General features: G+C 71.5%; 18 protein-coding genes. 10 read left to right on the top strand and 8 right to left on the bottom strand.

Translation table 11 applies throughout. The annotated features are described in order from the left end of the window. Positions 1 to 37 precede the first annotated feature (37 nt). From AB0G15_RS03830 to cutA, 6 genes are all read left to right on the top strand, one after another. On the top strand, positions 38 to 1,618 hold the full coding sequence (locus AB0G15_RS03830) for a PucR family transcriptional regulator ligand-binding domain-containing protein (protein ID WP_362681013.1): 1,581 nt from the start codon (positions 38 to 40) through the stop codon (positions 1,616 to 1,618). Positions 1,619 to 1,701: 83 nt separating this feature from the next. Then, the gene (locus AB0G15_RS03825) at positions 1,702 to 1,917 is read left to right on the top strand and encodes an RNA-binding S4 domain-containing protein (protein ID WP_362681009.1); all 216 of its coding nucleotides are present in this window, start codon (positions 1,702 to 1,704) and stop codon (positions 1,915 to 1,917) included. Positions 1,918 to 2,185: 268 nt separating this feature from the next. Continuing rightward, the gene (locus AB0G15_RS03820; protein WP_362835027.1) at positions 2,186 to 3,574 is read left to right on the top strand and encodes a solute carrier family 23 protein; all 1,389 of its coding nucleotides are present in this window, start codon (positions 2,186 to 2,188) and stop codon (positions 3,572 to 3,574) included. Further along, positions 3,571 to 4,440, top strand: coding sequence for an FAD binding domain-containing protein (locus AB0G15_RS03815; protein WP_362835025.1), 870 nt, complete (start codon positions 3,571 to 3,573; stop codon positions 4,438 to 4,440). The genes AB0G15_RS03820 and AB0G15_RS03815 overlap by 4 nt, the downstream gene beginning before the upstream one ends. Continuing rightward, complete coding sequence (locus AB0G15_RS03810) at positions 4,433 to 4,909, top strand: (2Fe-2S)-binding protein (RefSeq protein WP_362835023.1); 477 nt, start codon at positions 4,433 to 4,435, stop codon at positions 4,907 to 4,909. The genes AB0G15_RS03815 and AB0G15_RS03810 overlap by 8 nt, the downstream gene beginning before the upstream one ends. Before the next feature lie 46 nt (positions 4,910 to 4,955). Continuing rightward, on the top strand, positions 4,956 to 7,346 hold the full coding sequence (gene cutA / locus AB0G15_RS03805; RefSeq protein WP_362835021.1) for an aerobic carbon-monoxide dehydrogenase large subunit: 2,391 nt from the start codon (positions 4,956 to 4,958) through the stop codon (positions 7,344 to 7,346). Between the two features lie 56 nt (positions 7,347 to 7,402). Here cutA and AB0G15_RS03800 read toward each other — a convergent pair whose 3' ends face one another. The 4 genes from AB0G15_RS03800 to AB0G15_RS03785 form a co-directional block, all read right to left on the bottom strand. Continuing rightward, positions 7,403 to 11,833: a caspase family protein gene (locus AB0G15_RS03800; protein ID WP_362835019.1), complete on the bottom strand. Its 4,431-nt coding sequence runs from the start codon at positions 11,831 to 11,833 to the stop codon at positions 7,403 to 7,405. After that, positions 11,826 to 12,335, bottom strand: coding sequence for a hypothetical protein (locus AB0G15_RS03795; RefSeq protein WP_362835017.1), 510 nt, complete (start codon positions 12,333 to 12,335; stop codon positions 11,826 to 11,828). The genes AB0G15_RS03800 and AB0G15_RS03795 overlap by 8 nt, the downstream gene beginning before the upstream one ends. Before the next feature lie 374 nt (positions 12,336 to 12,709). Beyond that, entirely contained in the window at positions 12,710 to 12,973 is a 264-nt protein-coding gene (locus tag AB0G15_RS03790; protein WP_362835015.1) for a MerR family transcriptional regulator, read from the bottom strand. Between the two features lie 232 nt (positions 12,974 to 13,205). Further along, positions 13,206 to 13,802, bottom strand: a complete 597-nt coding sequence (locus AB0G15_RS03785; protein ID WP_362835013.1) for a TetR/AcrR family transcriptional regulator — start codon at positions 13,800 to 13,802, stop codon at positions 13,206 to 13,208. A gap of 150 nt (positions 13,803 to 13,952) precedes the next feature. Here AB0G15_RS03785 and AB0G15_RS03780 point away from each other — a divergent pair, with 150 nt between their 5' ends. From AB0G15_RS03780 to AB0G15_RS03770, 3 genes are all read left to right on the top strand, one after another. Then, entirely contained in the window at positions 13,953 to 15,200 is a 1,248-nt protein-coding gene (locus tag AB0G15_RS03780) for a glycosyltransferase (protein ID WP_362835011.1), read from the top strand. 199 nt (positions 15,201 to 15,399) lie between these two features. Continuing rightward, positions 15,400 to 15,819 carry a PPOX class F420-dependent oxidoreductase gene (locus AB0G15_RS03775; RefSeq protein WP_362835009.1) on the top strand — a complete coding sequence of 140 codons (420 nt, stop codon included), beginning with the start codon at positions 15,400 to 15,402 and terminating at the stop codon, positions 15,817 to 15,819. Positions 15,820 to 16,177: 358 nt separating this feature from the next. Continuing rightward, positions 16,178 to 17,389 carry a phosphatidylinositol-specific phospholipase C1-like protein gene (locus AB0G15_RS03770; protein WP_362835007.1) on the top strand — a complete coding sequence of 404 codons (1,212 nt, stop codon included), beginning with the start codon at positions 16,178 to 16,180 and terminating at the stop codon, positions 17,387 to 17,389. A 150-nt stretch (positions 17,390 to 17,539) separates the two neighbouring features. On the opposite strand, the gene AB0G15_RS03765 is transcribed toward AB0G15_RS03770, so the two are convergent. The 3 genes from AB0G15_RS03765 to AB0G15_RS03755 form a co-directional block, all read right to left on the bottom strand. After that, positions 17,540 to 18,268, bottom strand: coding sequence for a spermidine synthase (locus AB0G15_RS03765; protein WP_362835005.1), 729 nt, complete (start codon positions 18,266 to 18,268; stop codon positions 17,540 to 17,542). Between the two features lie 217 nt (positions 18,269 to 18,485). After that, positions 18,486 to 19,382, bottom strand: a complete 897-nt coding sequence (locus tag AB0G15_RS03760; protein ID WP_362835003.1) for an LLM class flavin-dependent oxidoreductase — start codon at positions 19,380 to 19,382, stop codon at positions 18,486 to 18,488. Positions 19,383 to 19,463: 81 nt separating this feature from the next. Next, a complete protein-coding gene (locus tag AB0G15_RS03755) occupies positions 19,464 to 20,180 on the bottom strand; it encodes an SDR family oxidoreductase (protein WP_362835001.1) in 717 nt (238 codons plus the stop codon). A gap of 88 nt (positions 20,181 to 20,268) precedes the next feature. Here AB0G15_RS03755 and AB0G15_RS03750 point away from each other — a divergent pair, with 88 nt between their 5' ends. Next, positions 20,269 to 20,847 (top strand): TetR/AcrR family transcriptional regulator, encoded by a 579-nt coding sequence (locus AB0G15_RS03750; protein ID WP_362834999.1) that lies wholly within the window; start codon positions 20,269 to 20,271, stop codon positions 20,845 to 20,847. A gap of 420 nt (positions 20,848 to 21,267) precedes the next feature. Here AB0G15_RS03750 and AB0G15_RS03745 read toward each other — a convergent pair whose 3' ends face one another. Continuing rightward, positions 21,268 to 22,356, bottom strand: a complete 1,089-nt coding sequence (locus AB0G15_RS03745; protein WP_362680953.1) for an NADH:flavin oxidoreductase — start codon at positions 22,354 to 22,356, stop codon at positions 21,268 to 21,270. Positions 22,357 to 22,460 lie beyond the last annotated feature (104 nt).

Here is a 22,460-nt window from a genome sequence, read left to right as displayed (position 1 = left end):
CTTCCTGACAGACGGGTCCATCAGTCACAATCACCTCATGGAACCCCCCGTGCGCCCGGCGAGCACCGGAACGATCATCCATGGCGTCGCCGTCGGCGAGGTCCTCGGTGTCTCGACACTGGCGGGGGCCCGGCTGATCGCGGGGGAGCGGGGCCTGGACCGCGTCGTGCAGCGCCTCAACGTGATGGAGGTGCCCGACGTCCTGGCCTGGGTCAAGCCGCACGAGCTGCTGCTCACCACCGGCTACCCGCTGCGCAACACCCCCCAGTCGCTCGGCAGGCTGGTGGCCGACCTCGACGAGCGCGGCCTGGCCGCGCTCGCCATCAAGCTCGGCCGCTATCTCGACGAGCTGCCCGAGGAGATGGTGGAGCAGGCCGACCGGCTGGGCTTCCCGCTCATCCAGCTTCCCGACGACGTCGGCTTCGACGACATCCTCAACCAGGTCCTGACCGACATCCTCAACCGCCAGGCCGCCGTGCTGGCCAGGGCCGAGGAGGCGCACCGGGCGCTGGTCCAGGTCGTGCTCGCCGGGGGCGGGCTGCGCGAGGTGACGGCCGAGGTCGCCGGGCTGCTGGGCGTGGGGGTGGCCGTGCTGGACGGGACGGGCCACGTGCTGGCCGCGGCCGGGCCCGTCGAGCACGTGGCCACGCTGCGCGAGGCCCCCGGGGCCGCCGGAACCTCCGAGGGGCGCCACACCTCGGTGCCGGTCGTGGCGGGTGGCCACCACCACGGCAGGATCGTCGCCTGCGGCCCGGTCGGGTCCATCGGCGACGGCGACGTCGGCATTCTGGAACGTGCCGCCACGGTCGCCGCGCTGGTGGTGACCCGGCAGGAGGCGGTCAACGCCGTCGAGAGCAAGTACCGTGCGGACTTCCTGCGCGACGTGCTCACCGGCAGGGCCGGGGGCTCCGAACGGGTCGCCTCCCGGGCCAGGGCCTTCGGCTGGGACCTGCAGCGCCCGGTCACCGTGCTGGTGGCCGAGCTCGACCCCGAGGGCGACGAGCGGGCCGCCCAGGACCGCCTGGTCACCTGCTGGACCGGTGCGATGCGCCGCCACGACGTGCGCGGCGCGGTGGCCGGGTTCTCCCACGAGGTCGTCACCGTCGTGGACGCGTCCGTCGACGCGGGCCGCCTGGCCAAGGACGCCGCGGCGGCCTTCGCCGAGTCCCTGCCCGCCACCTTCTCCACCGGCGCCAGCCGCACCGCCGTCGGGGCCGAGGCGCTGCCCGAGGCGTACGGCCAGGCGCTGAAGGCCGCGCGGGTGGGCCGCCAGCTCCACGGCAACGGCGCGGTCGCGCACTTCGACCAGCTCGGCGTCTACCGGCTGCTCTCCCTGGTCAACGACACCGCCGAACTGCACGCCTTCGTCCGCGAGACCCTCGGGCCGCTCGCCTCGGACGACGACGCGGAGAACGCCGACCTGCGCCGTACGCTGCAGGTGCTGCTGGAGACCAACCTCAACGTGGCCGAGACGGCGCGCCGGCTGCACTTCCACTACAACACGCTGCGCTACCGGATCGGCAAGCTGGAGCGCATGCTCGGCGGCTTCACCGAGGACGCCCACCTGCGCCTGAACCTCACCCTCGCCCTGCACGTCCTGCGGATGCGCGGGATCTGAGGGCGGGATCCGGCGCCGGCCCGAAGCGGTGGCGGCGAGGAGCCGCCGCGTCCGGCGCGTACGCGGGATCTAAGCTGTTCGGCGTGAACGAGACCTTCGAGCTGGACACCGAATACATCCCGCTGTGCGACCTGCTCAAATACTGCGGCGTCACCGAGACGGGCGGCCAGGCCAAGCACTTCATCGCCGACGGCAACGTGCTGGTGGACGGCGAGGTCGAGCTCCGCAAGACCTGCAAGATCCGCGACGGGCAGGTGGTGACCGGCGACGGCTTCGAGATCCACGTGGTCGCGAAGTAGCGCGCCGTACGCGCTCCTCACCGGGCCGGCGGGCGCGCCGTGCGTGATCCTCACCGGGCCCGCGGGTACGCCGTACACGACTCTCACCGGGCGGGCAGGTGGGCCGTGCGCGAGGTGTCCACTGGTCGGCCGCTCAGATTTGGCAGATCATGACGGTGTAAGGGCATGCTTCCCGTCCTAACGTGCCCGCAACAGCTGTAAGGGGATTCGCCGGAGGGAAGCCCGCGGGGTGGTCACCGACCGACGGCCCGGTGAAAGGTGGGGCTCGATGGTTGCAGGTTGGACGAAACACGGCGACGGCAGGACACTCGCCCCGGGAGAGGTGGTCAGACCCGACGAGCGGCTCTCGTGGCCGCGCATGGTGGGGTTCGGGGCGCAGCACGTCGTCGCGATGTTCGGTGCGACCTTCGTCTTCCCCCTGGTGATGGGACTCGACCCCAACGTCGCCATCATGTTCTCGGGCGTCGGAACGATCATGTTCCTGCTCATCGTGAAGGGCAAGGTCCCCAGCTACCTCGGCACCAGCGCCTCGTTCGTGGGCGGCGTGCTCGCGATCCGGGCGCTCATGGGCGGCGACACGCCCGCCACCGACGCGATCGTCACCGGCGCCATCCTCGTCGCCGGATTCGTCCTGGCGCTCGTGGGCGTGGCCATCCACTTCCTCGGCGTGCAGATCATCAACCGCGTCTTCCCGCCGGTCGTCACCGGCGCCGTCGTGATGCTGATCGGCTTCGGCCTGGCGTACGTCGTCGCCGACATCTACTGGCCGCAGGACCAGTGGATCGCCCTGATCACGATGACCGTCACCTTCGTCATCATCGTGCTCTTCAAGGGCTTCATCGGCAGGATCGGCATCCTGCTCGGCCTGGTCATCGGCTTCGTCCTCTCCTGGGGGGCCGACAAGGTCTTCGGGAACATCACCGCCTTCAACGCGGGCACCGGCGCGGTCGACACGCACCCCAGGGTGAACTTCAGCGGCGTGGCGTCGGCCGACTGGATCGGCCTGCCGAGCATGCACCTGCCCGACTTCAAGTTCTCCGCCGTGCTGCTGGTCCTCCCGGCGGTGATCGCGCTGGTCGCCGAGAACGTCGGCCACGTCAAGGCCGTCGGCGAGATGACCCGGACCGACGTCGACCCGTACATGGGCCGGGCGGTCGCCGCCGACGGCGCCGCCACCGTCGTCGCCAGCGCCTTCGGCGGCTCCCCGACCACCACCTACGCCGAGAACATCGGCGTGATGGCCGCCACCCGCGTCTACTCGACGGCCGCCTACTACATCGCCGCCGTCATCGCGATCCTGTTCGGCCTCTGCCCCAAGTTCGGCGCGCTGGTCGCGGCCACGCCGGGCGGCGTGCTCGGCGGTATCACCGTCATCCTGTACGGCATGATCGGCCTGCTCGGCGCGAAGATCTGGGTCGAGAACCGGGTCGACTTCGCCGACCCCGTCAACCTCGTCCCGATCGGGGCCGGGATCATCCTCGCCATCGGCCCGGTCAAGCATATGATCAGCTCGGACTTCACGCTGGAGGGCATCGCCCTCGGCACCATCGTGGTGGTGGCCGGCTATCACCTGCTCCGGGTCATCGCCGGGCGCGGCGGCACCGGTGGCGGCGCCGGTCCGAAGGTGTCCGAGCCGCAACGAGAGGCCGCCGGGTGAAGCCACCCCCGTTCGAATACCACGCCCCCCGCTCCCTCGGCGAGGCGCTCGACGCCCTCGCCGGGGCCGGGGAGCACGGCAAGGTGCTCGCCGGGGGGCAGAGCCTGATCCCGCTGCTGAACATGCGGCTGGCCGCCCCGGCCCACCTGGTCGACATCAACCGGCTGCCGGAGCTGGCGTTCGTCGACGTCGCCCCCGAGGGCGTCCGGGTCGGCGCCCTGGCCAGGCACGCCCAGGTGGAACGGCACGAGCAGGCCGCCGCCGCCCAGCCGCTGCTGCGCCAGGCGCTCCGGCTGGTGGCCCACCCGGTGATCCGCAACCGGGGGACCGTGGTCGGCAGCCTGGCCCACGCCGACCCCGCCGCCGAGCTGCCCGCCGTCCTCACCCTGCTGAGGGGCTCGGTACGGCTGGCACGGCCCGGCGCCGTCAGGGACGTCGACGCGGGGGACTTCTTCACCGGCCCGCTGGAGTCGGCCCTCGCCCCGGGCGAGCTGGCCGTCTCCGCGTTCTTCCCCGCGCCGCCCCCGCGCTCGGGCACCGCGTTCCGCGAGATCGCCCGGCGGCACGGCGACTACGCCCTGGCCGGGATCGCGGCGCTGGTCGTCCTGGACGACGACCTGAGGATCACCTCGGCCGCGGTGGCGTGCGTGAGCCTCGCCCTCGTCCCGCTGCTCGTCGACGTCACCGAGGCCGTCGGCCACCGCCCGGCCGCCTCGGCCGACTGGGACGCGGCGGCCCGGCTCGTACGGGAACGGGTCGATCCCGAGACCGACATCCACGCGACCGCCGCCTACCGGCGGCATCTCGCCGGAGTCCTCACCGAGCAGGCACTCCGTGACGCCGCCAGGGAGGCCGCGGATGCATGAGATCACGCTGACCGTCAACGGGGTGCTGCGGCAGGCGGAGGTCCCCGCGCGGCGGCTGCTGTCCGACTGCCTGCGGCACGACCTCGGCCTGACCGGCACGCACGTCGGGTGCGAGCACGGGGTCTGCGGGTGCTGCACGGTGCTGCTGGACGGCGAGCCCGTCCGCTCCTGCCTGACGTTCGCGGTCACCGTGGACGGGCGCGACATCACCACCGTCGAGGGGCTCGCCGGCGGGGACGGCACGCTGTCGCCGGTGCAGCGGGCCTTCGCCGAGTGCCACGGCCTGCAGTGCGGCTTCTGCACCCCCGGCTTCCTGTGCACGGTGACCGCGCTGCTGCGCGACAACCCGGCGCCGACCGACGAGGAGGTGCTGGAGGGCATCTCCGGCAACCTGTGCCGGTGCACGGGGTACCAGAACATCGTCAAGTCCGTCCACCGCGCGGCCGAGATCATGGCGGAGGACCCGTGAGCGGGCGTGGCGACCACCCCGGGCGGGCGAGGCAGGTGAGGCGATCATGACCACGAAACTGTTCGGCGAGCCGGTCGTCCGGCGCGAGGACCCCCGGCTGCTGACCGGCCAGGGCCGCTACGTCGACGACCTGGGAGCCGGGGCGCTGGAGGCGGCGTTCGTCCGCTCCCCGCACGCCCACGCCAGGATCCGCGACATCGACGTCTCGGACGCCGTCGAGGTCGACGGGCTGGTGGCGATCTACACCTGGGAGGACCTGCCCGGCGCGCTCGCCCAGCCGCTGCCGCTGCTCATCCCGCACCCGGCGCTCACCCACGGCCGCACCGCCTATCCGCTGGCCCGCGAGGTCGTCAGGCACGTCGGCGAGCCCGTCGTGATGGTCGTCGCCCGCGACCGCTACCTCGCCGAGGACGCCTGCGCGCTCATCCGGGTCGACTACGAGATCCTCAAGCCGGTGGTCGGCGTGGAGGAGGCCGCGCAGTCCGCCCAGCTCGTCCACGAGGACGTGCCGGGCAACGTCGGCGCGCACCTGGTCCAGGAGGTGCCCTCGGCCGCCGGGCTCGGCGCGCGCGAGGCGATCGACGCCGCGCCGCACACGTTGTCGTTCCGGCTCGACATCGAGCGCAGCGCGTCCATGCCGCTGGAGGGACGCGGCGTGCACGCCCGCTGGGACGCCGACGACCACTCCCTGCGCGTGCACTCCAGCACCCAGACCTCCACCAGCGTCCGCATGGCCATCGCTGCCAAGCTCGGCCTGCCGCTGCCGAAGGTCGAGGTGGTCGCCCCCGACGTGGGCGGCGGCTTCGGCGTGAAGATCGTCCACCCGTGGCCGGAGGAGATCCTGGTCCCGTGGGCGGCGATCACGCTCGGCCACGAGGTCAAGTGGACCGAGGACCGGCGCGAGCACTTCGTCTCCTCCGCGCACGAGCGGGCCCAGGTGCAGTCGGTCCGGGTCGGCTTCGACGACGAGGGCCGGGTGCTCGGCCTGGACGTCGAGATCCTGCACGACCACGGCGCCTACACGCCGTACGGGATCATCGTGCCGATCATCACCTCCACCCAGCTGCTCGGCCCGTACCGGATCGGCGCCTACCGGGTCGAGTTCTCCTCGATCTACACCAACACCGTGCAGGTCACCCCGTACCGGGGGGCGGGCCGCCCCCAGGGGGTCTTCTGCATGGAGCGCACCATGGACCACATCGCCGAGTATCTGGGAGCCGACCGCACGGAGGTGCGCGCGGCCAACTTCATCCAGCCCGACGAGTTCCCCTACGACCAGGGCCTGATCTTCCAGGACGGCCGCCCGCTGATCTACGACAGCGGCGACTACCCCGAGTCGCTGCGGATGCTCAAGGAGCTGATCGGCTGGGACGGCTTCCCGGCGCTGAAGGCCCGCGCCGCCGAGGAGGGCCGCACGATCGGGATCGGCGTCGGCTGCTACGTCGAGGGCACCGGCGTCGGCCCGTACGAGGGCGGGCACGTCCAGATCACCTCCGACGGCCGGGTGCACGTCTCCACCGGCCTCACCTCCCAGGGCCAGGGCCACGAGACGGTGTTCGCGCAGATCGCCGCGTCCGAGCTGGGCGTGCCGATGGAACGGGTCTCGGTCGTCACCGGCGACACCCGCAGGTTCGGCTACGCGGTCGGCACGTTCGCCTCGCGCGCCGCGGTGATGAGCGGCAACGCGATCGCGCTGGCCTGCAGGAAGGTGCGGGAGAAGGCGCTGCGGATCGCCGCCGACGCGCTGGAGGCCGACCCGCGCGACCTGGAGATCGTCGACGGGGAGGTGCGGGTGGCGGGCACCCCCGGCGCCTCGATCCCGCTGGCGACCGTGGCGGTGCTGTCCAACCCGCTGCGCTACGCCTTCGACGAGGAGGCGGCGAGGGCCACCCAGTTCGCGGGCGCCGCGGCCTACGACCGGCCGCCGGTGGCCGAGGGGGAGGAGCCCGGGCTGGAGGGCCGCGACTACTACTCGCCGATCCGCTCGACCTTCGCCTCCGGCATGCACGCGGCGATCGTCGAGACCGACCCGCTCACCGCCGAGATCCGCATCCTGCGCTACGCCGTCGTCCACGACTGCGGCAGGCTGATCAACCCGATGATCGTCGAGGGCCAGATCCACGGCGGGGTCGCCCAGGGCGTCGGCGGGGCCCTGTACGAGAAGATGGTCTACGACGGCCACGGCCAGCTGCTGAACGCCTCCTTCATGGACTTCCTGATGCCGTACGCCACCGAGGTACCCCACATCGAGACCGCCCACCTGGAGACCCCGTCCCCGCTGAATCCGCTGGGCATCAAGGGCGCGGGGGAGGCGGGGGTCATCCCGGTCTCGGCGGTGATCGCCTCGGCGATCGAGGACGCGGAGGGGATCAGGATCGACCGGATGCCGATCTCCCCGTCGGACCTGTTCGACCTGCGCCGCGCCGCGACGGGCTGACCTTCGGCGTCCTCAGGGTCCCCGGGGCCGGGTTCTTCCGGCCGGACTCCTGAAGTTCAGCACCGCCCTCCCCTGCCAGGTGGAGGAACGGCGTACCTGTCATACCCCTCGGAGTAGGGGGACCGGGCGGCCGGCGGGCAGATCAGCCGTGACAGATCGCTGTCGGCCGGGACCGCGACGCCACCCCACAGGCGTATGGTGCCGTCACCGCCGGCGCTGGCCAGCGTCCCTCCGACAGGACTGAAGGCCAGGCCGCCGACGAACGGCAGTCCGTTGGAGGAGGCGGTGTGCCCGGTGAGGGGGTCGCCCAGCTGCCGGTGGGTGGTGGTGTCCCACAGACGGATGGTGCCGTCGGCTCCCCCGGTCGCGAGACTGCGCCCGTCGGGGCCGAAGGCCACGCTGTTGATGGGGTCGACCGCCTGGTTGCGGGTGTCCCGGTGCCCGGCGAAGGGATTGCCGCGCTCCTGCCCGGTGGAGAGATCCCACAGGCGCACCACGCTCTCGTCGGGGTCGGCGATGGCGAGGGTACGCGCGTCGGCGCTCAGGGCAAGGGCGCTCACCGGGCCCTCGCGACGCGGCGGGAGAACCGCGACGCCACTGTGGCCGGCGGTGTCCCACAGGCGGACGCTTCCGTCGCTCCCCGCGCTGGCGAGGCCGCGCCCGTCCCGGGTGAACGCCACCTCAATGACGAGGCCGCCGTGCCCGGTCAGCGGGGCGCCGAGCGGGCGGCGGGTGGCGACGTCCCACAGGTGTACGGTGCCCTCGTCCCCGGCACTGGCCAGGGTGCGTCCGTCCGGGCTGAAGGCGACGGTCCGGGCTCTGTCCCGGTGTCCGGTGAGGATCGCGACTTCGCGGTGCGTCGCGATGTCCCACAGCCGTACGGTGCCGTCGTTTCCGGCACTGGCCAGGGTGCGTCCGTCCGGGCTGAACGCCAGCCGGAGAACATGCTCTTTGTGGCCGGTGAGGGGGTCGCCGAGACGCTGGTGGGAGGCTACGTCCCAGATGTGCACGATGCCGTCGCTTCCCGCGCCGGCCAGGGTGCGTCCGTCCGGGCTGAAGGCGACGGTCCAGGCGAACTCGGCGGCGGTGTCGAAGGGGCCGCCGAGCTGGCGGTGCGCGGTGACATCCCAGAGACGGACGGTTCCCTCGAATCCGGCACTCACGAGAGTGCGTCCGTCCGGGCTGTAGGCCAGCCCGATGACGGTGTTCTTGTGCCCGGTGAGCGGGGCACCGAGCTGGCGGTGAGTGGAGACATCCCACAGGCGTACGGTGCCGTCGTTTCCCGCCGTGGCCAAAGTGCGTCCGTCGGGGCTGAAGAGCACGCCGTTGACGGGGTTGAACGCGGAACCGATGGCGTCCGTGTGGCCGGTGAGCGGGGCGCCGAGCGGGCGACGGGTGGCGACGTCCCACAGCCGTACGGCCTTGTCGGCGGCCGTGGTGGCCAATGTCCTCCCGTCCGGGCTGAAGGCGACGCCGCCGATGGCGTCCGTGTGGCCGGTCAGCGGGGTTGCGGACGGACGGTGGGTGGCGACGTCCCACAGCCGTAGGGTCTTGTCGTCCCCGGCACTGGCGAGGGTGCGCCCGTCCGGGCTGTAGGCGATCGCGTAGACGGCACCCTGGTGTCCTGTAAGAGGTGCGCCGAGCTGACGATGGGCGGATATATCCCATAAACGTATGGTTTTGTCGGTTCCTGCGCTCGCGAGCGTGTTCCCGTCCGGGCTGAAGGCCACCGTCCAGACGAACGCGCTGTGGCCGGTGAGGGGAACACCGATGGAGCGATGGGTGGCGACGTCCCACAACCGTACGGTGCCGTCCAGGCCGGCGCTGGCGAGCGTGCGTCCGTCCGGGCTGAAGGCGACGGAAGGGACGACCTCCTGATGGCCGGTGAGCGGGGCGCCGATGGGATGGTGGGTGGCGACGTCCCACAGTCGTATGGTGCCATCGGTTTCCGAGACGGCCAGGGTCTTCCCGTCCGGGCTGTGGGCCACGGCCCACGCGGAGCCCTCGCCCACGGTGATGACGCCTCGTCCGGCGCCGGCGAGGATGTCGAGCACGCTGTAACGCGCCTCGGGCGTACGGGCGATGCGCCAGGCGTTGGCGGCCAGCGCGGCGGACCGTACCGGATCGGCGGCCGCGATGTACTCGCTCTGCAGCGCCTGCTCTCGTGAGGTGGCCTCCTGGCTTCGCGCCTCGGCGAGATGCTGCTGGGTCCTGGCGTCGTTCGCGGCGAGGACGGCAGCCCCGGCGCCTCCCAGCGAGGCGATCAACAGGGCGATGAGGGTCACCAGGGTGACCCGGCGGCGCTGTCTGACCCGTTTCGCGGCCGCGTCACTGCTGGTCAGGAAGTCGGCGACGACCTCGTTCAGGAAGGGGTGGCTGGTCGGGCCGGAGCGCCAGCGCTCGCGGGTCCGGTCGATGGCCTCCAGCCGGGCGCCGGTGTAGAGATAGCCGGGATCGCGTCGCTGGCGGTCCCAGCGCGCGGCGTCCTCGGAGAGTTGCTGGCCCACGAGCAGGTCGGCGCGGTCGGCGTCGATCCAGGCGCGCAGCTGAGGCCAGGCGCGGATGAGGGCCTCGTGAACGATGTGGGCCCGATCCTGATCCACGGTGATCAGCCGGGCCCGGGTGAAGGCGTCGAGGACGACCCGGGCCTGATCGTGTTCCGGGTCGTCGGCCGCGGGGAGCAGCTCCAGCAGAGGGACCGTCCGGCGGGTGTCGTCGGTGGCCTCGCCAAGCCGGACGAGGCGCAGGAACATGCGGCGTGCGGCGTGCCGGGCCGAGGAATCGGGAGGTTCCGGCCCGCTTGGCAGCCGCTTCGCGCTGTGGGACGGCGCGATGCCGGACGACTGCGGCGACCGGGGCACGGTGGTGAGAGGGCCTGGTGAGCGGAGGGAGTTCAGGGTCTCGTCGGCGGTGCGGGCCAGCGCCTGGGTGATTCCGCCGGTCGCGCGGTAGGCCGCCAGGGTGAGGACGCCGTTCTCGCGGCGTTGCCAGGTGGCCAGCAGCGCATGGGACAGCAACGGCAGCGGGGTGCTGTCGGTGCTGTCGCCGAGGTCGTCCAGCAGTTGTTCCACCAGACCCTCATCGAGGGTGAGACCGGCCAGCCGGGCCGGTTCCTCGATCACATCGCGCAACTGGTCGCGGGTCAGCGGCGGAACGACGACCGCATGCTCCAACCCGTCCACGAGTTCGGGGTAGGCGGTGCAATGGCCGAAGAAGTCGGCGCGCACACCGATCACCACGGGCACCCTGCGGGAGATCGCGACGAGTGCCCTGATGAAGGATGCGCGGCGAGACTCGTCCTCGCAGAGGGTGAACACCTCCTCGAACTGGTCAACGAGGAGAACGGTGTCCTCAGGAAGCGCGTCCCCCAGGCGGTCGGGGTCAGGTGGCGCCGCGGGCCGCTGCTCTCGTCCAGCTGTCGTGCCGCCCGTGAGATCGGGGCCGGGGCGGTTGTCTCCGGCCGGATCGGTCACGCTTTGGAGAAGACCGTCGAGGGGATCGGCGCCAGGGGTGAGCAGCAGGCAACGTTCGGGGCCCAGCGCCGCGATCAACCCGGCCTGCAGGACGGAGGACTTGCCTGACCCGGAGGGGCCGGTGACGACGAGCGGCGCGTCTCGTTCGGAGATCACCCGATCGGCAAGGGTGTGAGTGAGTGCTTCACGGCCGAAGAAGAAGGCCGTGTCCTCGGCACGGTAGGCGCGCAGACCTTGGTAGGGGCTGTGCCGCCCGTCATCGGGCAGTGCCGCAGGGAGGCGGTGACCGGCCGGGGTACGGTACGCGGCGTTGACCACGATCGGGCGGCCACCGTGGTCGGCGGCCTGGCGACGGGGAACGGGCAGACCGCGTTCGCGCAGGTCACGGGTGAGACAGCGGTGCACGTCGTCAAGGCCGAGCAGGTACGGTCCGGTCGGGTCGCCTTCGGCGAGCAGGTGGATGAGCGCGCCGGTGAAAGCGGTGTGGGAATCCCCGGGCAGCGCCCAGGCCGCCTCGTCACGGCTGGTGGAGGTCAGCAGATAGGTGTCCGGCCAGCCGGTGGCGCGTCCGGCCCAGCAGCAGTCCAGGATCACCACGCTCAGCCGGGCCCTGCTCCCTGACAACAGGTCGGCGACTTCCGCGTACGGCAGCGCCTGGTTCCTGACCGGGCCTCGGGTGAGGTCCACCGTGGCCTGGGTGGCGAGATACAGGCGGTTGTCGGGACCGATGAGACCGTGCCCGACATATACGAAGACCAGTACGTCGGTGGCCTGCCGGGACAGGGCGTCGATCGCCGTCGCCAGCCGGGCGGGATCGTCCGGGTCCACCAGGAGCGTCAGCTGCTCGGGAGCCAGATCGGTGCGCTCGACCAGGGCGGTGGCCAGGTCGGTCGCGGCGGAGACCGCCTGGGGCACGTCGCCGATCCTCGCCCCCGCGACGTGCCGGCCCGAGCCGACGACCAGCACGCGAACGCCGGATCCGGACAGCAGGAGCCTCGGCGCGGCCTCAGCCACCGCCCGTCTCCTCCTCGGGCAGGGATGGATCCGCCTCCTCCTCGGAGGGGGAGGGACCCGTTTCCTCCTCGGACGGGGAGGGGTCTGCCGCGGCCCCCGCCGATCCCGATGCCGGCAACAGCGGGGGGTGGGTGTTGAGGACGGTTTCGAGCTGGGTCCTCAGCTCCTGTACCTGCGCGGCGTTCATGGTCTTCACCCGGTTGGCGGTGACCTCCATCTCGATGTCGGTGGCGCTCCTCCGGATCCTGACCTTGACGTCGCTGGTCCGGTAGCGCAGCCAGGCGACGAGAACGCCGGCGAGCGTGGCCACCACCTCAGGCGCGTCGGCCACGATCTGGACGGCCTCCGCGACAGGCCCGAGCGTGCCTTCTGCCGGCGGGCTTTCGACGAGGTCGACCCAGCGACGGAGCTCTGGATCCTCCCGCAGCCAGGTGTACATGTCCCGCACCTCACTCGGCACGTCCACCGACACGAGCGCGACATCCTCCACGCCGTCTTCCACGCCACACCTCTCCCATTCGTGGTCCGGAGCGGGTCGAGTGATCACCGGTGACGGTGATCGCCTTTCCTGCCCGGAATGAGACCCACTCCGGATATCGCTTCCGGCCTCCCCTTCGCTACCTGTCACAGCTGACGAAACCCGTGAAGTGCGGAGTTGTGCCTGGGTCACCTCGCGGTTCGTCGGCCACGATCTGGACGGCCTCCGCGACGGGCCGAAGATGCCCGTGGGGTTGACGACCGTGAGCTCGATGCCGCCGTGGGTGCGGACGAAGTCCCAGGCCGCACGCTCGGCGAGGACCTTCGACCTGTGGTAGGCGGGCAGGCCGTCGGTGTCCGGGTCGGTCCAGTCCTCCTCCGATTAGTGGCCGCCGGGCTTCACCGTGTAACCGACCGCCGCGTAGGAGGAGGCCATTGCTCGGCCGCCGCGGCGTTCCCCCGGGCGAGCAGGTCCAGGTAGCGGCGCATCCCGCTGACCGTCATCCCCGACGAACGCAGGCAGGACAGTGCCTCGACGCGGTCCGCGGTCGCCGCCTCGTACCGGCGATGACCGCTGGACTCGTCCCTGGCGACCGCTCCCAGCAGGCCGATCTTCTCGTAGTAGCGCAGCGTGGGCTCGCTGAAACCCGATCGTCGCGCCATCTCCTGGATGGTCGGACCCGCTGCTCGCTCTCTGGACGCCGTTGCCGTGAAGGGAGCCTCCGACACTTGAAGCGCTTGAAGTCAAACCTCCTGCCGACGATATGACGCGGATCACCGTGATCATGAGGGGGCGGAGGTCCGGGGCGCCGGGCGCGACCGGCCTCGCCTCGGGAGCGGCGGTGGAGGCCGGGCCTCCGGGATCGGCTCGCTCGGAGTCTCCGGCCGGTGCGCGCTACGGGTTCCCGCAGGGGAACAGCCTGTCCAGGTGGTAGTCCACCGCCGCCACGACGGCCTCCGGGGTGTAGTGGCCGATCAGTGCCGGGTTGACGAGGCCCTGGACGAGGGCGAACAGGATCGTCGCCTCGCGCTCGGGGTCGAGGTTCGCCGGGACCTGACCGTCGCCCTGGGCGATCCTGATCTGCTCGGCGTAGAACCCGATGACGTGGGGCAGGGCGGCCCGCAGGAGATCCGCGAGGTCGGCGGCCACGACCGACCGGGCCAGGTAGGCCAGTGCGATGCGGGCCTCGGTACGGCGCTCGTCGTCCAGCGGCAGCAACTCCAGGACCGCGGCGCGTACGAGTTCTCGCGGTGAGTCCCGGTTCCGGGCGGCGGCGATCCGCAGGCCGACGCGCGCGTTCAGGTGCTCGAGCGCGAACATCAGCATCTCGTCCTTGGTCGCGAAGTAGTGCTGGACCATCCCCATGGACACGCCCGCCTCCGCCGCCACCTCCCGCAGGCTGACGGCGTCCAGCCCGTTCCTGTCGATGACCCGGTGGAGGGCTTCGGCGATGTGGCGTCGCCGCACCTCGTGATCCACCTTCTTCGGCATCCATTTTTCCCATGCGGTCGTATTGAATAAGGCGTTTCTTCTCTTTACAATGCGAGTGCATTGTATTACGTCGTCCAAGGAGGCCGTGCCCGTGCTCGTCTTTCCCGTACACCGTGTCGGCGCCCCGCCGGGCGCGGAAGGCCCGTCCGCATGCGAGTGCTGATCATCGGGATCGGCACCCGGGGCGACGTCGCCCCTTACACCGGGCTGGGCGGCCGGCTCCGTGTCGCCGGGCACGAGGTGGCGATAGCGGCCCATGAGCCCTACGCCGAGATGGTGCGGGCATGCGGGCTGGAGTTCCGGCCGATCCCCGGCGACCCGCTCCCCCTTCTTCCCGCGGGCAAGGGGGGTCTTCCCGCGGGCAGGGGGCGCGAGCGGACGTCCATGGCCGCCAGGGTCGGGATGTTCGCCGAGTACGAGCGCCAGACGGGCGACGGGATCGTGGCCGCGGCCGAACGCGGCGCCGACGTGTTGCTCCTCAACGTTCCCGCTTCGGCCGGAATCCACGTGGCCGAGGCCATGGGGGTCCCGAGCATGGGGGTGTATCTCCAGCCCGTCGATCCGACCGGTGACTTCTCCCCGGTCCTGGGCGCGTTCACCCGTTCGCTGGGCCGATGGGGCAACCGCACGGCGTCCCGGCTGGCGTTCACCACGCCCTCGCCGGTTTATCTGGGAGCCAGGAGACTGCGTGCCCGCCTGGGGCTTCCCGGCGCCACCGCCGCCGCGACGTACCGTCGTCGCGAGTCCACCCGCTGGCCGGTCTTCCACGGCTTCAGCCCGAGCGTGCTGCCGCGCCCGGCCGACTGGAGGGAAGGGCTCGAGGTGGCCGGATACTGGTGGCCGGAGGATCCGCCGGGCTGGCGACCGCCCGCGAAGCTGGTCGATTTCCTGGACGCGGGGCCGCCGCCGGTCTTCGTCGGGTTCGGCAGCATGGGCTCCGGCCCTCTCGCGCGGGCGGGCGAGGCGGCCGTGACCGCGTTGCGGCGGGCCGGGCTGCGCGGGGTGCTGCAGACCGGCGCGGCCGGCCCGGACCTCGGCGGTGACGACGTGTTCCACGCCGGAGACGTGCCGCATTCCTGGCTGTTCCCCCGGATGGCCGCGCTGGCGCACCACGCCGGTTGCGGGACCACGGCGGCCGGGCTGCGCGCCGGGGTGCCCGCCGTCGGGATACCGGCGATGACCGACCAGCGGCTGTGGGCCTCGCGTCTCGCGGCACTCGGCGTGGGACCGGCCGCGATCCCCCTCGGGCACCTGTCGGCCGAGAGGCTCGCGGCCGCACTCGACGCCGCCGTGTCGGAGCGGTCCTATCGCGACAGGGCCGGGATCCTCGCCGGACGGATCGAAGCCGAGGACGGTGCCGGAGCCGTCGTCGAGGCGGTGGGCAGGATCGGCGGCTGATCCGGTGGGGCGGTGGCGGCGTACGGCGGCACCGGGCGGGGCGGGCGCGCCGCGGCGGATCCCCCGGAGGCCGGCGAGCGACCGCTTACGGAGGGTCGCCGGACCGTCACCATCCGGGATGTGACACCGTGGATGTGTATCCCGTGAACCGCACGCGCCGCCTTCACCACAGGGGACGCCGGGGCGAAGAGGAGCGATCATGTCAAAGCCGCCGCTTCCCGAGGAAGCAGTCGCCATGCTGAGGAAGCCGAACCACGCCGTCATCACCACGCTTCGGCCCGACGGCCAGCCCGTGTCCACGGCCACCTGGTATCTCTGGGACGACGGCCGGATCCTGGTCAACATGGACGGGGGCCGCAAGCGGCTGGAGCACCTGCGCGAGGATCCCCGGGTCTCCCTCACCGTGCTCGACGAGAAGGACTGGTACACCCACGTCAGCATCGTCGGGCACATCGCCGAGATGCGCGACGACGGGGATCTGACCGACATCGACCGGCTGGCCCGCCAGTACCTCGGCAAGGAGTATCCGGACCGGGGCCGCAGCCGGGTCAGCGCCTGGATCGAGATCGAGTCCTGGCACGGCTGGGGCGCGCACAAGGACAGCGACCAGCCCGGCTGACGACCGCTGTCCGCGAATCCGGCGCCGATGCGCGGCGGGCCCGGGTGGGCGGCCCCTGCGAGAACGGACCGAGGGGCTCAACTACCGCCGCGGTCGCGCTGGCCGCCGCCCTCGTAGCCTGGGGAACCGGTGGACGCCGGGCCGTTCGCCGCGCCCTGTGGCGGCGATCCGCGCGAGAACGGCCGAGATCACGGTGAGTGACCTGAGCCTGCGCGTGCCTCGGCCGCATCGAGTACGCGCCGCTCGCCTCCATTCGAAGAACGTTCACGGTTTGGACGATCGGTCAGCGGGCCGATGTGGCTGCCGGGACACAGTGACTTCCTAGCTTGATCGGGCAAGTCACTGTTTTGGAGGATTTATGATCGTTTCAACTCGCCTCGGTGCCATGGTGGCCGCCGCCATCGCCATGGTCGCCGCATCCAGCCTCCTGCCGTCTGCCGCCTTCGGGCAGGAGAGAGCTCAGGCCGATGGATCGGCAGGCTCGTCCCAGGCGGGCAAGACCAGGATGAACCAGATCCAGTTCATGGGCGCCCACAACGCCTATCACCGGGAGATGCAGGGCGCCGAGCTGGCAGAGTCGATCAAGATCGACCCCGGCTACCCCTCCTGGGGTCTCTACTCGCACGCGTCCATCCCCGATCTGCTCGGCCGGCAGAACGTTCGCGGTCTGGAGCTGGACCTGCTGCCCGACCCGGAGGGCGGGCTCTACCGGCATCCGCTCGCGCGCAAGCAGGCCGGCCTGGGACCGATCGACGATCCGGCGATGGCGAAGCCGGGCATGAAGGTGCTTCACGTCGCCGACCAGGACTACAACACGACCTGCCGGACGTTCGTCGACTGCCTGCAGCAGGTACGGACATGGTCGCGGGCCAACCCCGGACACGTGCCGATCGTCCTGCAGCTGGAACTGAAGCAGACCGACGACCGCTGGGAGCGTCTGGGCGGCGCGGTCAGCCCGCCGTGGGACGCGGCCCTGCTGGACGGCGTCGACCGTGAGGTCCGTTCCGTTTTCTCCGACGCCGAGTTGATCACCGCCGACGACCTGCGCCGGCCCGGCCTCACGCTTGAACAGTCGATTTTGAAGCACGGCTGGCCCACCCTCGATTCGGCGCGGGGAAAGGTGATGCTTTTCTTCGACAACGGCGGACCGGGCACGATCCGCGACATGTATCTCGACGGGCACCCCAACCTTGAGGGCCGGGCGGTCTTCACCCGGGGGAATCCCGGTGACCCGGACGCGGCGATCACGATGGTGAACGACCCGCGAGGCGCGAACACCGCGATGATCCAGGACCTGGTGAAGCGCGGCTACATGGTGCGCACGCGGTCGGACGAGCCGCTGAGCACGGTGAAGAACAAGGAGTTCAGCCGGGTGGAGATCGCGCTGGCCAGTGGGGCGCAGCTGGTGACGACGGACTTCCCGACGGTGGGCATGGCCGCGCGGTACGACAGCGATTTCGTGGCGGAACTCCCCGGTGGGGGCGCGGTGCGTTGCAACCCGGTGTTCTCGCGCCGCGACTGCCGCGAGAACAGGCTGGAGACCGTGGGCGGAGCCGCTTCGGCCCGGTAGGCACGTCAGGGCCCGCGCGGCAGAGGTGCTCCGCCCCGGCCCCGTGGTGGAGCGCCTCGGGGCCGGGGCGGGGTCGCGGCGGCGCGCCCGGCCCCGCCGGTTCCTTCCGCGCGGCCCCGTGGTCTCGGGAAACGTCGGGCGGGACGCCGCTCAGCTCGCAGGGCCGGCGTTTATCGCGACGTAGACGGTGTTGGCCGACTCGCCGCCCCGCAGCGGGTTGGGGAAGGTGACGACGTGCGCCCGCGAGGTCGCGAAGACCTCCTCGAGCACGGCGGCGAAGTCCGGGTCCGGCGGGTCGTCCGACCACAGGGCGAAGACACCGCCCGGATGGAGGCGCTCGGCGAGCCGGCGCAGGCCCCCGGGGGTGTAGAGGGCGGCGTGGCTCGGGTGCAGCACGTGGCGCGGCGTGTGGTCGATGTCCACCAGGACGGCGTGGAAGCGCCGGTCAGGGGTCTCGGGGTCGAGGCCAGGACCGGCGGCGACCATCGCGAAGAAGTCACCGTGGACCAGGCGGCAGCGGGGATCCGACATCAGCCGGGCGCCGACCGGCAGCAGCTCCCGCTCGTGCCATTCGATCACCTCGCCGAGCGCGTCGATCACGACGAGCGAGCGCACGCGGGAGTCCTCGAGCACGGCCTGGGCGGTGTACCCGAGCCCGAGCCCGCCCACGGCGACGTCGAGGTCCGTGCCCGGCAGCGCCGCCAGCCCGAGCCTGGCGAGCTCGACCTCGGCAACCGTGAACAGGCTCGACATGAGGAAGTCGTCGTCGAGTTTGATCTCGTAGACGTCGACGCCGAGCGAGGGCTCCCGCCGGCGCCGCAGGCTGATGGCGCCGATCGGCGTCGGCCGCCAGTCGATCTCCTCGAAACGCGCGCTCATCGCAGCAGTCCGTTCATGGCGAAGGAGGCGGCCGGGCCGATGCCCGGGTCGGCCCCGGTGGTACCGGGCCTGAATCTATCCTGACCACGGGGCACATCCCGCAGGTGCCGCGCGCCGCCACGGGCCCTTCTCGCGAGGACGACCCGGTCTCTCGCGACGAACTCCCGCGAAGACGGCCCGGCTTCGGGCGAGGCGGGTGCCGGAGGCGTTTCGGTGGTCAGGGCAGGAGCGCGCGGACCTCGGCGAGCAGGTCGCACTGCTCGCGCCAGTCGCCTCCGGCGAACCCCAGGACCACGTGACGCGCCCCGGCCTCGCGGTAGGCGGCCAGCTGCTCGGCCGCCCGTGCGGGTTTCCCGGTGACGGGGAGTCTCGTCGCCTCCTCCAGCGGGATGCCGTACCCGGTGATGCCCGAGGCGATGGAGGCGCGGGTGGGCAGGCCGGGTGCCGAGCCGAGGACGCCGGTGGCACCGACGGCGACGACCGGCTCCGGGCGTCCGCGGGCGGCGGCGAGTTCGGCCAGCACGGTCCTTCCCGAGGCCACCGCCGCCGGGGGGACCATCGAGGGGAACCAGCCGTCCCCGTGGCGTGCCGCCCGCCGCACGGCCACCGCCGAGGCGTTGCCGACCCAGATCGGCGGGGGTGTCACGGCCGGTTCGAGCCGCACCTGCGCCGGCTCGTCCGCCAGCGTGACGGTCTCGCCGGACAGCAGGCGCGGGAGCAGCTCCAGCGCGGTGTCGGTCCGCCTGCCGCGCTCGCCGTACGGCACCCCGGCCGCCGCCCACTGCCCGGCGCCCCCGCCGGACCCGACACCCAGCACCAGCCGCCCGCCCGAGACGTGCTGGAGGCTCGCGATCTGCTTGGCCGACCAGGCCAGGGCGCGGATCGCCGGGACGAACACGCTCGCCCCGATCCGGATCCGCGTCGTCGCCCCCGCCGCGACGGCCAGCGCCACGGCGCAGTCCAGCGAGGCCGCCCCGGTGGCCAGGTGGTCTCCGTGCCAGACGCCGTCCAGCCCCGCCTCCTCCGCGTGCCGCGCGGCGGTGCCCAGGTCGAGCCGCTGCTCCCGCTGCACGGCGACGGAAGGCAGGATCACTCCGATCTCCATGGAGGCCATCGTTCAACCTCAAGCCTTCTTGAGGTCAATGCGCGGCGGGTGGCCGGGCGCGAGGGCGGACGGTGTCGCGGGGGAAACGCCTCAGGCGGCGCGCTGCGGGAAGAGCTGGGCGGGATCCAGGGCGGCCGCCGCCTTGACCTGCACGCTGACCGGGTCCGCGAGGATCTCCGCCGCTCCGGCCTCGATGCCGTCGAACGCCTTCCGCGCGATCTCGGAGGCCGGGTTCTTCTGCACGGCCGGGTCCCGCAGGATGTCGGTGTCGGTGAAGCCCATGTGGAGGCTGGACAGCTCCACGCCTCGCGCGGGGAGCGTGTCGCGCAGGCCGTTGGTCGCCATCAGGAGCGCGGCCTTGGTCGACGCGTACGCGGTGTACGACCCGAAGCCGGGCGCCACGAGGAGACCCAGGGCCGAGTTGACGTTCTGGATGTGGCCGCCGCCGTTGCCGGCGATGACCGGGGCGAAGGCGCGCATGAGCCGCAGCGGGCCGAAGAAGTTCACCTCGAACTCGCGGCGGACGTCGTCGAGGTCGTGGGTCAGGATGTCGTCGATGGCGAGGTCCACGCCGGCGTTGTTGATCAGGATGGTCACGTCGGAGGCGTGCTCGGCGGCCGCGGCGACCGCCTCGGGGTCGGTGACGTCCAGCTTCAGGGGCACGGCGTGCGGGGTGGAGACGGTCTTCGGGTCCCGGGCGGCGGCGTACACCTTGCGCGCGCCCCGCGCCAGAGCCTCCTCGACCAGGGCCCTGCCGACTCCCCGGTTGCCGCCGGTGACGAGCACGACGGCGTCTTGAATCTTCATATGAGCCTCCAGAAGTCGGAAACCGATCGGTTTCCGCCATGGTAAACCGATCGGTTTCCGACGCCAAATCGGGAGGTACCCTTCAGGGGTGAGCACGATCCTGAAGGCCACCCCCCGCGAGCGGCTGTTGCGCGCCGCGGCGGACCTCTTCTACCGAGAGGGCATCACCGCGACCGGTGTCGAGCGGCTCTGCCGGGCCGCCGGGGTCTCGAAGCGGTCGATGTACCAGCTCTTCGAGACCAAGGACGAGCTGGTCGCGGAGAGCCTGGCGCTGTTCGGGGCGGACGTCCTCGCGGACTACCTTCCGGGTGAGGCGGCCGGGCTGACCCCGCGCGAGCGGATCGTGCACGTCTTCGAACGGCTGGAGGCGCTGGCCGGAGACCCGGCCTTCCGCGGCTGCCCGTTCGTCGGCACCGCCACCGAGCTCAAGGACCCGGCCCACCCGGCGGCCCTGGTGGCCCGCGCGCGCAAGCAGGAGCTGACCGACTTCTTCGCGCGGCAGGCCGCGCTCGGCGGCGCGGACGACCCGGAGACGCTGGCGAGCCAGCTGACGATCGTGTTCGACGGGCTGGCCGCCCGCGCGGTGGTGCGGGGGAGCGGGGTCGGGGGGCTGGCCGTCACCACCGCGTCGGTGCTGCTGGACGCCGGCGGGCTGCGCGCCGGCTAGGTGTACTCGGTCGTGGCGTTGGCGACAGCCGGCTGATGGGTGGTGGGCCGCCCTCGACTCCGCAACTCTGAGGCCGCCGACCGGGGGACCTGGATCGTCGTGGCCCACACCCGGCTCCGCCTTGCACGCCCGCTCGTCCAAGACCTGCGGTACCCCTGGGAGAAGCCGACCCCGCCCGTTCTCAAAGGCCGCCGAATTCGGATCGGTGGCCTTTGACCTGCTGGCACAGGGGTCAGGATCGTTCTCAGCCCTTTCAGGGTGCGGTGTCCTGCGGTTTCGTGACAGCCTGGACCGTTTCCCGCACCTCGTCCCACCAGGGCGAAGACCGCAGGGTCGCAGGGTCCAGCCGCACGACCGTGCGTGTCCCGTGCGCGTACGTGGTGGCACCGTCCGGCGAGCACGGGCGGTAGCCCGACCCACTCACACGCTGAATCGTCGAACAAAGCCCTGCCATCCCCGCATGTGATTGATGAAGCGCTCGCTCAGCCCGGCGGTGCGCAGGTACTGCGCCGTCACCGGAAGCTTCGGGCTTTCGTACAGAGGGTTTTCGTGTACTCGCCGGGGGAAGTCCCGCTGGAGAATGGCCGCCCGGCCGATCAATACGAAGTCGCATCCCTCGTCCAGTAGTCGGCCGGCGCGCTGGGCGCTCGTGATCTTGCCCGCGGCTCCCACGCGTACGCCCTTGCGGGGGAGGTCTGTGAAGACGCTGAGCATGGTCTGCCCTTGAAACGCTCCTTCTCGAACGATTTGGGCAGAGTCCCACAGGGCCAGGTCGAGGTAGTCGATCAGTTCTCGATCGAGAATCTCGGCCGTGATGTCACGAAGTTCCTCCAGGCGTAGTCCGTAGCGTTCGACCGACAGGCGCCAGCCGATCTGGAACCGGGGGCCGCACGCTCGGCGGATTCCTTCGATCACCTCGATGGTGAGGCGAGCCCGGTTCTCCGTGCTGCCGCCGTACTTGTCTGTGCGGTCGTTCAGCAAGGGGGACATGAACTCCGACAGGATCCATCCGAAAGCGCCGTGGAGCGCGACGCCGTCGAACCCTGCCTGTTCTGCCCTCTTCGCGGCCGCGATGAAGCCGTCCCGGATTCGCTCCACCTGTTCCGTGGTCAGCGCTTTGACTCCCGGAACCGTGGCGCTGGAGGCAGGGGCTGGAACTCCCCCCAGTTCCGGTCGAGCGCGGTGGCCGGCGTGGTGCAACTGCACCGCGGACAGGCCGCCTCCCTCCCGAATCGCGGCTGCCATCTCGGTCAGGCCGGGCAGGTGTTCGTCGCTGTGAACACCCAGCTGCCGCTCGTACGCTATGCCGCTGGCCTCGACGGTGGCGGCGCCGGTTTGGATCAGGGCGTAACCGCCCCGCGCCACCTGCCTGATCCAATCCCGATCGAAATCGGACGCGGAGCCGTCATGCTCGCTTTGCTGATTGGTGAGCGGCGCCAGCATGAAACGATTCCTCATCGCAGGGCCATGCGAAAGAGTAAGCGGTTCGAACAAATCTGAGACGGACATGGGAGTCTCCGGGACCGGGTGGGTGGGGCGCCGTGTGATGACGTTTTGTTTCGCTGGTTCTGACCGACTTTCCGGCAGCGGGACCTACGGCGACATGGCGTGAT

The sequence above is a fragment of the Streptosporangium sp. NPDC023825 genome (genome assembly GCF_040639575.1).
Taxonomy (GTDB): domain Bacteria; phylum Actinomycetota; class Actinomycetes; order Streptosporangiales; family Streptosporangiaceae; genus Streptosporangium.
Note: the sequence above shows the minus strand (reverse complement) of the source record. Positions and strands in the feature narration are given on the sequence as shown.